The 13,507-nt window shown below is 66.9% G+C and carries 11 protein-coding genes; 4 read left to right on the top strand and 7 right to left on the bottom strand.

Annotated elements, in window-relative coordinates; all coding sequences use genetic code 11:
• Positions 1-286: 286 nt before the first annotated feature.
• Together ABT186_RS25975 and ABT186_RS25980 are read right to left on the bottom strand one after the other, a co-directional pair.
• Positions 287-1,459, bottom strand: a complete 1,173-nt coding sequence (locus ABT186_RS25975; RefSeq protein WP_351927049.1) for a hypothetical protein — start codon at positions 1,457-1,459, stop codon at positions 287-289.
• Between the two features lie 384 nt (positions 1,460-1,843).
• A complete protein-coding gene (locus ABT186_RS25980; RefSeq protein WP_351231200.1) occupies positions 1,844-2,842 on the bottom strand; it encodes a hypothetical protein in 999 nt (332 codons plus the stop codon).
• Positions 2,843-3,311: 469 nt separating this feature from the next.
• Between ABT186_RS25980 and ABT186_RS25985 the strand changes: the two genes are divergently transcribed.
• Both ABT186_RS25985 and ABT186_RS25990 read left to right on the top strand, forming a co-directional pair.
• Entirely contained in the window at positions 3,312-4,415 is a 1,104-nt protein-coding gene (locus ABT186_RS25985) for a type I-E CRISPR-associated protein Cas6/Cse3/CasE (RefSeq protein ID WP_351927051.1), read from the top strand.
• 239 nt (positions 4,416-4,654) lie between these two features.
• Positions 4,655-5,215: a GNAT family N-acetyltransferase gene (locus ABT186_RS25990; protein WP_351927053.1), complete on the top strand. Its 561-nt coding sequence runs from the start codon at positions 4,655-4,657 to the stop codon at positions 5,213-5,215.
• Positions 5,216-5,359: 144 nt separating this feature from the next.
• On the opposite strand, the gene ABT186_RS25995 is transcribed toward ABT186_RS25990, so the two are convergent.
• Both ABT186_RS25995 and ABT186_RS26000 read right to left on the bottom strand, forming a co-directional pair.
• Complete coding sequence (locus tag ABT186_RS25995) at positions 5,360-5,902, bottom strand: DUF4262 domain-containing protein (RefSeq protein ID WP_351927055.1); 543 nt, start codon at positions 5,900-5,902, stop codon at positions 5,360-5,362.
• A 736-nt stretch (positions 5,903-6,638) separates the two neighbouring features.
• Positions 6,639-6,941, bottom strand: coding sequence for a hypothetical protein (locus tag ABT186_RS26000; RefSeq protein WP_351231192.1), 303 nt, complete (start codon positions 6,939-6,941; stop codon positions 6,639-6,641).
• Positions 6,942-7,308: 367 nt separating this feature from the next.
• On the opposite strand from ABT186_RS26000, the gene ABT186_RS26005 reads away from it, so the two are divergent.
• Positions 7,309-8,496 carry a TIGR03118 family protein gene (locus ABT186_RS26005; RefSeq protein ID WP_351231190.1) on the top strand — a complete coding sequence of 396 codons (1,188 nt, stop codon included), beginning with the start codon at positions 7,309-7,311 and terminating at the stop codon, positions 8,494-8,496.
• Between the two features lie 629 nt (positions 8,497-9,125).
• Positions 9,126-9,719 (top strand): hypothetical protein, encoded by a 594-nt coding sequence (locus ABT186_RS26010; RefSeq protein WP_351231188.1) that lies wholly within the window; start codon positions 9,126-9,128, stop codon positions 9,717-9,719.
• 141 nt (positions 9,720-9,860) lie between these two features.
• On the opposite strand, the gene ABT186_RS26015 is transcribed toward ABT186_RS26010, so the two are convergent.
• From ABT186_RS26015 to ABT186_RS26025, 3 genes are all read right to left on the bottom strand, one after another.
• On the bottom strand, positions 9,861-11,618 hold the full coding sequence (locus ABT186_RS26015) for a hypothetical protein (RefSeq protein WP_351231186.1): 1,758 nt from the start codon (positions 11,616-11,618) through the stop codon (positions 9,861-9,863).
• A gap of 201 nt (positions 11,619-11,819) precedes the next feature.
• Positions 11,820-12,167 carry a hypothetical protein gene (locus ABT186_RS26020; RefSeq protein ID WP_351927057.1) on the bottom strand — a complete coding sequence of 116 codons (348 nt, stop codon included), beginning with the start codon at positions 12,165-12,167 and terminating at the stop codon, positions 11,820-11,822.
• 88 nt (positions 12,168-12,255) lie between these two features.
• Positions 12,256-13,398: a hypothetical protein gene (locus ABT186_RS26025; RefSeq protein ID WP_351927059.1), complete on the bottom strand. Its 1,143-nt coding sequence runs from the start codon at positions 13,396-13,398 to the stop codon at positions 12,256-12,258.
• Between the last annotated feature and the right edge of the window lie 109 nt (positions 13,399-13,507).

A 13,507-nucleotide genomic window follows, 5' to 3' on the forward strand; every position in this document is an offset into this window, starting at 1 on the left:
CTCGCTCCTGAAGCGGGTGTCGCAGGTTCGAATGAGCATGATGACGTGGGTTCCGGGGTGGGTCCGATGCCACCTCGGCGCCGCAGCGGCACGGATCACCCGCAGCACGGGAATCGGCCACGATGCGGGTGAAGGGCTGACAGACGTTGCGCGGCCTGCTGCCTTTCTGGCGGCGCTGGACCCGTTGGAGGGTGCGGGCGGCGCTCACTCGCATTGACCTGGGAATCGCGCCGGAAGGCGGTACGGGTCGGTTCTGGGGGAGTTGGTGCAGGAGCTCGCCGACGACCTACTTGAGCCCGATGACCTTCTTGAGGAGGTCCTCACAGGTGAATCCGGGATTCCAGGAGTCGTCGTGGTTGAGCATGCGGTCGATGAAAGGGGTGTCGTCCGCGACGTCGTGGGTGGGCTCGTACTGGCAGAACTCCTGGTCGACAACGTGTTTGGAGTCGGTGGTCAGCAGAACTCCCTTGGAGGACAGGATGGTCTCCGCGGTGCCGTCGTCGTCGAGGACATAGCCGACGAAGGTGTAGTGACCGTCGTGCTCGACGTTCAGATGCGGGAATTCCGGGTCCTGCCGAATGCCCTCCTGCGTGACCGGGGCCGGGACGCCGTCGAGGGTGATCACCTGGGCGGGCAGCCACATGCGGTCGTCGGACTGCTTGAGCAATGACCACGTCATCAGGACGGCGACCGGGAGGAGGGTGTACGTCGCCACTCCCCACAGACGCCAGGGGCTGCGGGCGGGCGCAGCCGGCGTCCAAGCCTGGTCCGGGTCGCCGGAGTCGTCCGTCGTGCCGGCCGTTGTGCCGTCCGGGCTCGGTCGTCGGGATGCGGTCCGGCGTCGCCAGGCACGGACCGCCAGCGCGCGGCCTACATACAGCACCGCGAGCCAGGCGTAGATCCTGAAGAGGTCGACGGGCTGCCAGGTCCACTTGTTGTCGGCGTCGTAGAACTCTTCCAGGTAGGCGGTACTGATGAACGCCGCGAAGGTGCCTGCCAGCAGCCAGAGGGCCGGGCGGCGGTGGGCCCAGATCACGCGGCGGAGCCAGAAGCGGGGAGGGGATTCCGGGCGTTCGAGGAGGAGGCGCACCAGGAGGAACGCCGTCACCGCCCCGCCGATCACACCGATGAAGCGGATGAAGGTGTCCAGCACCAGGGCGCTCACGTTCAGCGTGCCGAGCAGTTCCAGCATGGTCGTACGATCGCCGTGAGCGATCAGATAGATCCGAGTCCCGGCGATGAGTGTGGGCAACAGGCCGAGGAAGAAGAACAGGTACTCGGTGAGGCTGGCTTCGCCCTGCCCCGGATCGCCACCCGCTAAGTGGTCCGGCCCGTCACCCGGGTTCGGCTGCGCGTCCGGGTCCGTGTGCGAGTCCCCGTGCGGGTCCGTGCCTGGTGTGGTGTCCGTATCGGCTGTTGCTGTGGCGGATACACCGCCGCCGGGCTCCCCGCTCGTCACGCCTGGCCCCCTCATTTCCTGTCCAGTTGTGCGCAGACGCCAACGTAGCGGGGGCGCGGTTGGTCTGGCCAGGTGCCGGCCCCAGCCTCGCTACCGTGAGCCCGCACCGTCGGTGGTGGCCCTCGCCGCCGGTCTCGGGCAGGAGGCCATAACCCCCTGTCAGCCGGCGGCAGGGCTCGCGCGAGGAATTACGTTACGTTCCCGCTTCGCTGCGGTGCGCGTCCGCTTGGCCGGCGCGCGAGGCACTCACCGAACTGACCGGTACTTGGCACAGTCGTTGCCCACCCTGTGGACCTACGGTGGCTCTCGACAAGTTTCCGAGGGCGTCTCCGAGCCGTGGGAGGGCGCTCAACGTTGACGGACGTTGACAACCACCGTCCTACGCTATTCAGAATTCCTTGAAGGAGGTGACACATAGTCCAGCATCCCCCAAAGGTTTTCAAACCATTCAGAATAATGATCAAAAACCTTACGGACGGATTCCGATCGCGAGTTTCGACTCCAACCGACCAGGGACAAGCCGCCCGGGGCGTCGCGAAATGCCGAGACATCCAACATGCGAAACTGCTCAGAAATTTCAACGTCGGAGATCCCGTACAGGCCAAAAAATGCCACTTCATTGTTGATCAGGCAAAGTTTGAAGGCTGGACCTACAGGAGATTCACGCACCTCGCACTCCACCCTCAAGTGAGGATTCGCTTGTTGTGCGGAAGCGATCAAATTCCGCATCCACGCCACACTTCTCTCTCTAATTTCCCGGGCGCGCTCTCGCACAAGCGGAGAGTCCTCGAAGTATTGAAGTCCTGCGGGGGATCCATTCGGCGACTCCCTCGCCGGCCTCAGGCCGCTTGGAAAATTCATCGGTGCGTCCAGATGGGCCAAAGCCACTCGGATCCTGATGCTTCTGTTGTGACTCCTGCTGTCTCCGAGTCGCCCTAGGGCCGGCCGGAGAGCCAACAGGAGTGACTCCATGGTGAAGCCCGAGAAATCGATACGTACTTCTTTCGAATCGAAGGCGAGTTCCACATGATCTCGAAGATCCTCCACTCGGGAAACGAGATATACGCCGTCATCTCCGGCCGCATCACTGGACTCGCTTATGGCGTCAAAGATTATCAGAGCAACAAGCGCGATAAAGGATCCCCCAAGGAAGCTGCTCCGCTTCAGAAAGTCTCCCACCGGCTCAAATATCTCCGCCAAAACCCCCAAGACAGCTACTGCACCGAGAGTAGCCTTAATGAGAATCGGCTTGACTCTGCCCAGAATCCGCCTGAAGTTTTCGAACGCCGCCCGATTTCCATCTCGACCTGACCTGCGCGCAGACATCAAGGCCCCCGCCACTTCGTTGGATGACTGAATCGAACGTAAGATCTTTTCTGTCATTCTTGCCGCGCTACGCAGTCTGCCTCAAGACATGTCAGACCGCCACGTCTGGTTTCAGGGCAGTAAAGATCGCAAGCGTTCATAGCATCGACGCAGGGTATACGAGGTTGATCACCCTGGAACCAACTGCGGTGGACGGCCCAAGGGGGGCATCAACCCGCACGAGGGGGTGGGTGCGGAGCCGTTCGGCGTCTCGGGACCGTGCAGTTGGAGACTCCTGTCCGGCCCCAAGTCGCTGTCCACAGCTGTCCACGGCCGGGGAGAGCCGAGGGAGGTTGGCTCCGTGAACATCTTGGAGAACGCAGCAGCCGGCGTTATCGCGGCATTCGTCCTCTGGTCGGCCCGGCAAGCGGGAAAATCATGGCAGCGCAGCCGGGCGAGGCACCGCCGGAAGCGGAGCAGGCCCACGGCACAGGCGAACTCTGCGGCGCGACGCGGGAAGACGTCCGACTCATGAAGGGGGCAAGCCATGGGCCGTGCCGGTGAGATCAAACGACCGAACCTGCCGGCGGGGCCGATGCGGGACCTCAACGCGGGGCTGCATGAGTTGCACCGGGAAGCGGGGTTTCCCTCGGCCCGCGAGATGGCCCGGGCAGCAAGCTTGGGACATTCCACCGTGCACAACCTGTTCGCCCGGGGTCGGCTGCCACAGTACGACCAGTTCATGGCGGTGACAGGGTGTCTTGCCCTGCGGGCTCTCGCTCGTCGCCCCATGGGAGCCTCACGGGAGCAGGCTTTGGATGCGATCTCCAACCGCTTCCACGAGTTGTGGCACCGAGCCAAGGCGGAGGGCGCCGTTCAGCAGACGCGTCGGCCGCCCCACAGCGCCCAGCAAATCGTGTTGCACCTCAACCCGCGCAACCCACAAGTGCTACGTGACCTCGGCGATGCCCTTCACCTCCATCACACTGTCCGCTCCCTGTGTCCGAACGCCGCTGCGGGGCACGTCTCACCACACACCGGACGCCTGCTCTACCGATTGGACATGGACCGTGGTGACGCGATCCTGCGTGTGCAGACCACCGAGCCCGTGTTTCTCCGCGCTCTGACTGCCGACTACGCCCGCGCAGTGGCGGTTGAGCGGGTCGCTTGGTCGGAGACAGGCTTCGAGGGGCAGCGGGTGCGGTTCCTCCTGGACGCGAACGCCACCAAGGCGATCCCAAGGACAGGGCAACGCGGCAAACGCGTGGGCTTAGGGACTGCTGAAATATCCGCCTGGTGGGAACGCCAAGCCTCCCGAGCCGGGCTGGCAACTGTCGAAGTCCGCAACCAGTCATTGGGACCTGTCATTGCCAGTCGCGCAGCAAGGAACCCCACCTTTCTCCAGGCAACCCGTCTCGAAGGTGTGGCCGTGATCACTGACCCCGTCGCACTGCAGAGAGCGGTCCTGTCCGGCATTGGCCGCGGACGCGCCTTCGGCTTGGGTCTGCTCTGCCTCAGGCCGGCCGACACTGATGCCTCCTCGGTACGGCACGCATCAGAGGGTTGCACCACAAACGACCGACGCCCCGTACGACTCGACCGCGCCGGGACCGATGACAGTCGTCAGTCCCAGGAGCAGCGCTGCGGCTGATGGCGTCGAGAATCGCGCCAGTTTCATGAAAGGCCCCCACACAACCTTCACGATCAAGGAGCGCAACCTGGCACGGGAGAAGCCCGGGTCCGACAGCAGAGTCTTCACGGCACCGCATCGACTCCTCCTCCTCCTTCGTCGGCATTGCAGCCGTTTTGCTCTGTTTCCGCCGTCTTGCCAGGTAGACGGCCAGCCGGTTCGTCATGTCCCGTTGCAGTGACCCGTTCTGCGAAACAATCATGGCTGTCATGGAGCGACCGAGTCAGATCATCGAGTGCGGAGACTTCGTCCTGCGGCGCTGGCGGGGACAGAGCGATTTCGCTCCGGCGTTCAAGTTGATCGAGGAGTCTCTGGACCACCTGCGCCCGTGGATGCCGTGGGTCGCCCGTCACAGCGAGAAGAGCACCCGAGACTTTCTCGCGAAGTCCGAGTGGAAGTGGGCAACCGGCGACGCGTACAACTACGCCATCACCAAAGACGGCACGCTGATCGGCATGTGCCAGACCTACCGCGGGGCCGAACCTCCGGGATGGAGGATGGGGTACTGGCTGCATCCTGCCGCCACCGGCCAGGGCATCGCCACGAGAGCGACGGCAGCCATGGTTACCGAGATGTTCGCCCTGCCGGACGTGGAGTACTTGGAAATCACGCACGATCTGGCCAACAGCTCCAGTGGTGCCATTCCGCGCCGCTTGGGGTTCACCGAAGTCCGGCGTGAGCAGGTAACACCTCCCGCAGCTCCCTCGGGTAGCGGCATCGAGGTGGTCTGGCGCCTGAACCGCCCTACGGCCGCCTGTTGACGGCACTCCCGCTGCCGGACATCTGTAGTTGGGCCGGCAGATCTCCGAGGCCCCGCGAGCCCTCTGCCCGACATCCACACCTGACATCAACGTCGGAAGGCAACAACAACTCAGTGCGACCCGCGGCAGGATTGAGCGTCGGCCTCAGTCGAGATCTGCCCACGGTCCGCTGGTTTTCGCCTTCGGGATCCACAGAAGAGGCTGGCTCGTGCGGCAGTACTCCTCGGTCTGGTCATCCCAGGGGAAGCGGCCTTCCTTGTCCGGCCAGAACAGCTGCATGACGGGAAGCGGAGGGGTCTGGTAGAAGTCGGTCCCGGCGCCGAAGAAGTCCCGGTACCAACTCGGGTGGACCGGCCGGACGGTCACCGGATACCCGTTCAGGATGTCGTCACGCACCTGGTCGGCTTCCAGCGCATGACCGTTACGGATCTCTCCTCCTGCAACGTTGAGGATGGACATCATCGATTCGACCCGGAGGCCGAAGATGCAGACTTCAGGGCTGCGCAGGGTGTGCCACAGGCCGATCGAGTAGGCCCAGTCCGCGGGCGCATCGCCCCCGGCGCCGACACCCATCACGTGCCAGCCGAACTCGGTAACGCTTGCGGCTATACGGCCATCACGTGCTTCCCAGGCCGGGCCATCGGCAGGAGGCGCGCACAGGAGGCAGAAGCAAGAGGAGTTGTCCACCCGAGGAGGTTACGACGCCTTCAATCAGGGCTGGTGCCAGGCCGTCCATGGGCTCCCGCCCATCGGCATGAAGGCCCTTGCGTCCAGCCCCACTGAGAAGGAAGATCTGCGCGCCGGTTGATCATCTGGCCGGACGCCTCTACCTCAACACTCCTGGATGGAAGTCCGCCATGGACACCTTTGGGTTCCGTCTCATTCAGCCCATTCCACGGCCGTTCGGGTGAGGCGCCAGGCGCCTTCACAGCGGAGACCAGCTGTCCATGAACGCAGCTGAACGCCCCCGCACATGGCCCCGCGTGCCACCAACAGACTTGGAAAGCGTGCTTCAGCGCCGAGGACTGCGTCACGGTTGCCGCGTCACGAGCGGATGCGAAAGGCACATGGGCACATGTCGGGTCTGGACGAGCTGATGCACTTGCCGGGTGTGCCGCCCCGGCACCCGTCCCGTACCCGTTCCATCCTCAGCCGGGCGGCCTCATCTCCTGGGGCGGCGACTGGCTCCACGGGACCTCGCTGGAGGAGGCGGGCGCGGACTGGATCGACGCGAAGGGCCTGGACCCCAACGTCGTCCTGGCCCAACTGGTCGCCTGCGCCGAGGCCGTCCCCTTCACCGATCAGCTGGCCTGCCGATGCAGCCTGTGAACCTGCCCGTCGGGTACCGGCACGTCAGGGGGCGCCGCATGTAGTCGGTGCCGCAGGTTCGAATGCTGACGGGGGCCCAGAGAGAAGGGCCGGCTCAGGAGGGTTTTCCTCCCGGGCCGGCCCTTCGCCGTTTCAGGCGCCGTGTCACATCGGTGCGACGGGCGGCGGAGTGTCGGTTCCCCACCGCGTCCACCGCGACCGTCCGGTAGCAGGAGGGCGCTCCGGCCGGTGCGCCGGTGTCGGTCCGCTCCGGGGACGTCGTCGCGGGGGTGTCGCCGGTCTTGATGTACACGGCGTCCGACTCGGTGCGGCGCCAGACCTCGTAGCGGGCTGCGGCGGGGTCGTTGACGGACCAGGTCAGCCGGATGCCGTCGGTGGTACCCACTGCGGCAGGCATCTCGGGCGCCTGCGGGGCGATCGCTTTCTGCCTCTGCGGTGATCGCATGCGAACAGATCTTCGTGTGCGAGATCGCGCAGAAGCCGTACAGAACTCGCGTTCGCATCGGGAAGCACTCGCCGTTCCGAGGTCGTGGAACAGGGTTGGAGCCCACAGTCACTCGATGCCTGTGCCCTCGATCTCAACGACGCCGCACTCACCCGCCGACCGGTCAACGGGTTCGTCCAGCTTTTCGACCTACGAACGCGGAGCGCGTCGGACGACGTGGTTCGCTCGCGTGTCGATGACGGGTGCGATTGGGCGCACATGAGATGACTTCTACCAGTTCGTCCCATCAGAGACCCACACTGGAACAGGAGCATCTGCCATGGCATCACAGGCAATGGCCCCTAGATCCCGCCCCGGCCTGCGGCGGCTGACGGCGGTCATGCTGACCCTGGGCGCGGTCGGCGGGCTCGCCGCCGCGGCGCCGCCCGGGGCGGGGCACACGCCGCACCGGGCCGATCACGGCTTCCGGGAGCGCGACCTCGTCTCCGACCTCCCGGGCAGGGCGGAGAAGCTCGACCCGAACCTGGTCAACTCCTGGGGTCTGGTCCCCAAGACCACTGGCGAGATCCTCGTGTCGGACAACGGCTCCGACAAGGCCACGGCGTACTCGGGCGCCGTGGACAACCAGCCGGTCGACATCAGCCCGCTGGTCGTGCCGTTCCCCGACGGTGCCGCTCCGACCGGGGTCGTGCGCAACGACACCGACAACTTCCGCTTCAGTGACGGCGGGAAGTCCGGTCCCGCCCGGTTCATCTTCGCGGGCGAGAACGGCGCCCTGTTCGCGTTCAACCCGGACGTGAGCTCGAACGCCATCCAGGTCGCGTTCGAGCCCAGCGACGGCACGAACGCCGTTTTCAAGGGCCTGACGCTGGTACCGGGCGAGAAGAAGGGCAAGAGGCACGACAGGAAGGGCAGAGGGAGGGGGAATGACGGCAAGCGCAACAAGCCACGCCTCCTCGTCGCGAACTTCCGTGACGCCCGCGTCGACAGCTTCGACACGGATTTCAACCTGCTGCCGCCCGACGACCGGTTCCAGGACCCGAACCTCCCCGCCGGTTTCGCGCCGTTCAACATCAAGAAGATCGGCGAGAAGATCTTCGTGACGTACGCCTTGCAGGACGAGGACAAGCACGACGACGTCCCCGGTCCGGGCAACGGCTTCATCGACGTGTTCAACACCGAGGGCAAGCTGCTCAGGCGCTTCGCGAGCCAGGGGGTGCTCAACTCGCCCTGGGGCCTCGAAACGGCGCCCAAGGGATTCGGAAAGTTCTCCGGTGACCTGCTCGTCGGCAACTTCGGAGACGGCCGCATCAACGCCTTCGACCTGAGGACCGGCCGGTTCGAGGGCACCGTGAAGGACCCCAGCGGGAACCCGATCGTGATCCCCGGTCTGTGGGGGCTGCAACGCGGCACCGACCAGTCCGGCGGCAGGGAGAGCGTCTGGTTCGCCGCGGGAATCGAAGACGAGGAACACGGACTGCTCGGAACCCTGCGCGCCGAGAAGTGACCCGTCACCGCACCTCGAGTGCTCGCCGGGCGGCTCCACCCGCCGGGCGAGCACCTCTCCCGGCCAGGGCCTCCAGCCCTCGCCGGTCGTGAAGGTCCCCGTCAGGTCACACGCCTGTGCGGCACGGCGCGTCCTTCGGAAAGTTGATCGCCGGGCATGGCCAAGGCCCCGGCCGGATCTACGAGTTCGTCTGTCTGCGGCAAGATGACCTCTAGGCGGGCCCGGGGCGAACGGGTGGGAAGCGGTGTCGCGCCGAGAGCGCCGGTCGGGCGGGTGCCGGTCATTTGCCGGTGATCTGCAACGGCTGGGCGGTGGGACGGTCGGGACGTACGGAGAAGACCGTGTCGCCCGCCACCGCCACGATCGCGTCCTTGACGAGCAGCAGGCACCCCCGTTGAAGGAGTACGTGTAACTCACGACGCCCTACACCTTCGGAGCGAACGTGAAGGTGCCCGGCACGCCCACGCCGCCCGTGAGTTCGGACGTCTACACCGAGAGCGGGTCGAACACTGGCCCCCTACGATGACGACTTCTCGGTGAACTGACGAGCGAGCAGTGTGATGTCCCCGGCGCGTGACCGTGCCGGGGACATCACGTCTGGGAGCCACGATCGAACGGGGGTGGTGCGGATGCTGGTCGCCCAGTGGATGCCGCGCAACGGGGAGCACTTCGGACCCATCTCGACCGGGCCGGCCGTGGCCCTGCTCGGGGCCGGCGGGGTGGTCGTCGTTACAGCGGGCGTGGCGGCCGCGCTGACGCGGCGGGAGCGCGATGCCGGACGCCTGACCCGCTGGTTGTTCGGGCTCGGACTGAGCTTGTGCTTTCTGGGCGGACTCGGGCTGCTGGGCCGTTATTTCGAGGACCGGCAGACGAGCGACGGGCTGCACGCGGCTGGTCGTCAGATCATCGACGAGGCACTGGAAGCGGCCCGGAACTGCGAAACCGCCGCCCCGGAACCCACCATCGTCTACCCGAGCGAGCCGGGGTCCGGGGGCGCGGCCACGTACGTTCCGTCGCCGTGCAGCACCTCGCCGCGCGACGCACTGCCGGACCCGACGATGGTGACTTCCCACGGCGTGTACCGGGCGCAGGAAGCGGACTCCTTCGACACGAACGGGCACGTGACCGTGACCGACCCGGACAGCGGGAAGCAGGTCTGCGCCACCGTCCCGGACACCGCGGACGGCAGCGGCGCCGTTGTCGACGGCCCGTGCGGGGGCTAGCTGGACCGCTCGGCAGGGGTCTTCGTCGCGCGCCCACAGCCCCATCGTCCGCGCCGAACCGGGCTGTCCACTCGATGGGTAGAGACAGTGGCAGCGCAAGGCGCCGGGTACCCCCTCAGCGAGGGCCCGGCGCCTCGTGTGTCACTGCCTGACGGTGAAGTACTGCCATTCGCCCCAAGTACTGAGGTTTCCGCTGTCCTTGCTGCTGTGGATGTACTCGGCCCGGATACGGAACTTGCTGTTGACCGACCTGGTCAGGCTCAGCGTCGCGTAGCCGGTGCTCGTGGTGCTGAGCGTGCGGCATGAGGAGGTGCTCTGCGTGTGCCAGGCACCGCTGTAGTACCGCTGGGTCTGGAACTGCACGCACTGGCCGGCCTTGTTGGGCGTGACCGTGACGTTCAGCCTGGCCGCGGCGGTGTGATGGTAGATCCGGTAGAGGAGGCTGCCGTAGTAGGTGCTCCCGTAGTAACCGCTCAGCGACTCGGACACCTTGGCGTACACCGACGCGGTCCTGGAGGCCGAGGCCGGGGCGTAGCGGTAGTCACCGGCGAAAGCTGCGGTGAAGGTGGTCCTGCGGGTGAGCTTGTAGGTCGTGGTCAGGTTGCCGTGGCTGTCCACAGTGCCGGTACTGACCAGCACCTTCTTGCCGCCGTAGGGCTGGGCGTAGATCGCGAGGGTACGGCCGTTGTATGTCGTGCCGAGGTGGGCCGTGACCTTTGCGGTCGAGCCGTAGGCGTACGACGCGGCGTTGGTGGTGATGTTCACCGCCGTGGTGCTGCGGGAGACCTGGACGGTCGCGGATGCGGTGACGGTCTGGTGGGTGGAGTCACCCGGGTAGGTCACGGTGTAGGTGTTGGCTCCGCCGACCTGCGGGACATCGGTGATGCGGAAGGTGCCGTCGGCGGCGAGCGGCGCATCGGGCAGTGCCTCACCGGCGGGGTGGGCAAGGTCGCTCTTGACCACGTGGACCGCCTCACCAGAGGGGTATGGAGCTGCCGACAGCTGGCCGGAGACGGTCAGTTGGGCCGCTCGGGCCGTGGTCGCCGGGGCGGTGAGGTCGAGGGTCGTGGGGTTGGGGGGCGGGAGTTGTGACGGAACGTAGAACGTGTATGCAGCCGGCACCTGCGACTCGTTCCCCGCGGCATCGACCCCGACGACGTAGAGGGTGTGAGTTCCCCAGGACAGAGCGGCCGTCACACTGCCCTTGCCCTGTGCGTCCGCCTGAACCCGGGCAGCTCCGATGCCGGGCTCCTGGTCCCAGGCGTACTCGAAGTGGTCCAAACCGCTGGACTGGCAGTCCGGAACTCCCGCCTGGGTGCATCCGGCGGGCAGCGGGTCGCTGGAGCCGAAGCTGAACGTGGTGGGCTGCCCGGCGGCCTTCGTCGGCGCTCCGGGGCCGCCCACCGGGGGGAAGTCCGGGTTGGTGACGACCGGGGTGACGGGCGCGCTTACGTCCACCCTGAAGTAGCAGGGCGCGGTCGGATTCGAGTACGACGTCCCGTCGTATGTCGACGCGTGCCAGCCGTAGGTGTGCCCGTCCGCCAAGGGCAACGGGACGTACACGGATTGAGAGGGCACCGGCAGGCCGGAGACGGACCCGTCCGCGGCCTGTGAACCGTCCACGTCCCACGCGTGGACGACTCCCTGGTACGACACCCCGTTCACCGTCGGTCGCGGGATGCCGATGGTGACCGTCATGCCCGCCGGAGGCGGACTGGACACGGTGCTCCAGACCGGGCTGCTGTCGCTGCCGCAGTTCGTGCCGGCCGGCACTGTGGGCGTCGGTAGTGCCGGGTCGATCGGGGTCTCGTCGGCGGCCGCTGCCGCCGGAAGCGCTGCCACGAACGCGCCGGCCAGCACAAGCGCGAGCCAGCCGCGTCGGTGCGCGGTTCGATTCACAGGTGTCTTCTTTCCGGGCAGGGCCCGACCATCAGTGTTGAGTGCCTCCGCTCGCGGCGGGGTCAACGCGCGTGAATCGGGTGGTGCGCACGGCGTTTGCCAGGGCGGCATGCGTCTCCCCGGCGCATCGGGCCACCCGTCCCCCGTTGCTGCGGTGCGGAGCCGCAGAGCTCGCGGAGCGTAACACCGCATCGGGCGGCCTCAGCGATCCTTGATCAACCATTTACCGGGTGCCGTACGTTGCCCTTGGTCGACGTCCAGTTCGAGGTCCTGCCAGGCGCTCCACTGGAATGAGCAGCAAGCGACGGAGATGGACACGGGTATGGGCGACCGACTCAGCGACGGCGAGGGCGTGGCCCGCCGACGCGCCGCCCCGGACGGCCCCGTGCCCGGCACCGACACCGCAGCGAGTGCCACCGAGCCGAAGCCGAAGCCGGAGCCGGGCTGGAGCTGGGACTCGGGCGTGCGTTGCGCGCCGATGCCCTGGATGTACCGGCTGAGCAGCAGGCCGTGGCCGCTTTCCGTGCCGTCCGCGAGGCAGGCGTTCACAAGAGGGCACGGACGCGCAGACGGGACGACTGGCGGCCGGGTGCATCCCGGCCCGGTGCTCGCTGAAGGCCCTCCTGATGCACATCCGCTATCGCGGGGTCAGGGGACCAGCGGTGGCCTCGACGTCCGAGCGCAGCATGGGACGTGTCTGCTCGCTGAAGAGGTGCACATACGGCCACATGACCGTCTGCCGGGCCCACACCGCAGGGGTGGCGGCCCAGACGACACCGTTGCGGTCGCTGAAGTGCGGCCAGGCATACGCGTGACCGCGGGCCATGTCGGCCTGCAGTCGCTCGACGATGTCCCCCGGCACCGTGGTCGTCCGCCGCGGCGGCGGCTCCCAGCCCAGCAGCGGCCCACGGAAACCCACCCCGTGCCGGCGGCGCAGCAGAACCACCTCGAGCACCGAGGTGAGGGTGACCCCGGCGGGCCCGGCGACCAGGGCCACGAGGTAGCCCGACGTCGGCCGGAAGTCGTAGAAGGCGTGGTCGACGAGGACGGCGTGGCCTGCGGCGGTCAGCCAGACGAGCGGGACGCTGGTCAGGGGGCGCACCAGGGGGTGGCCGCCCACGCTGAAGGCGTTGCGGTGGATCAGATAGAGGGCGGAGCCGAAGAACACCACGAGCCAGGGGCCGAAGACCAGCGAGAGCAACAGCTCGGTGATGGAGCGCTGCTGGTAGTTGGCTCCGCCGTGGCTTGCCCAGTACAGGAAGAGGGCGCAGAAAGCCGCGGTGATCACCCCGGTCACCAGCGGGCGGGTGACCATACGGGTGACCGTCCAGCGGTTGCCGCGGCGGGCCAGGACGACGAGCGGCACGCACGCGAGGAGCAGCGACACCGGCCCGGTGCCCAGCATCACGAGGCTGTCGCCGAAGGTCTCCTCGAGGAGGTCGTTCCCGCCCGCCCCGGTCAGCAGCCGGATGACGAACACGATGGCACCGAGCCCCAGCAACGCGCGCGGGAGCAGCAGGCGTTCGATGACCGGGTCGGCCACCTGCTCGGCGACGGCGGCCGCGACCGGCTCACCGTACCGCCCGAACAGGGCGCCGGGCCCGGCCAGGCCGATGGCGTCGGCGGCGCTGAACCGGAAGATGCGGAACGGCCCGTAGATACGGCGGGCCAGCCGCCAGGGGAGGAAAACGTCGAGCACCCACGCGCCCGGTCTGCTCGGCCGGGGCGGGCTGGTGACGCGGTAGGGCGGCCTGTCGTACACGTCGGTGGCGGCCGTCATTCTGCTCTTCCCCCGATCTTGAACCAGAACGCGGCCATGATGACATGTCAGCCTCAGTAACAAGTGTGGTATTTCCCGGAGTTGTCGAGGCCTCGGCCCGGACCGCCTG

It is taken from the genome of Streptomyces sp. NPDC001634, from assembly GCF_040298185.1.
Classification (GTDB): Bacteria; Actinomycetota; Actinomycetes; order Streptomycetales; family Streptomycetaceae; genus Streptomyces.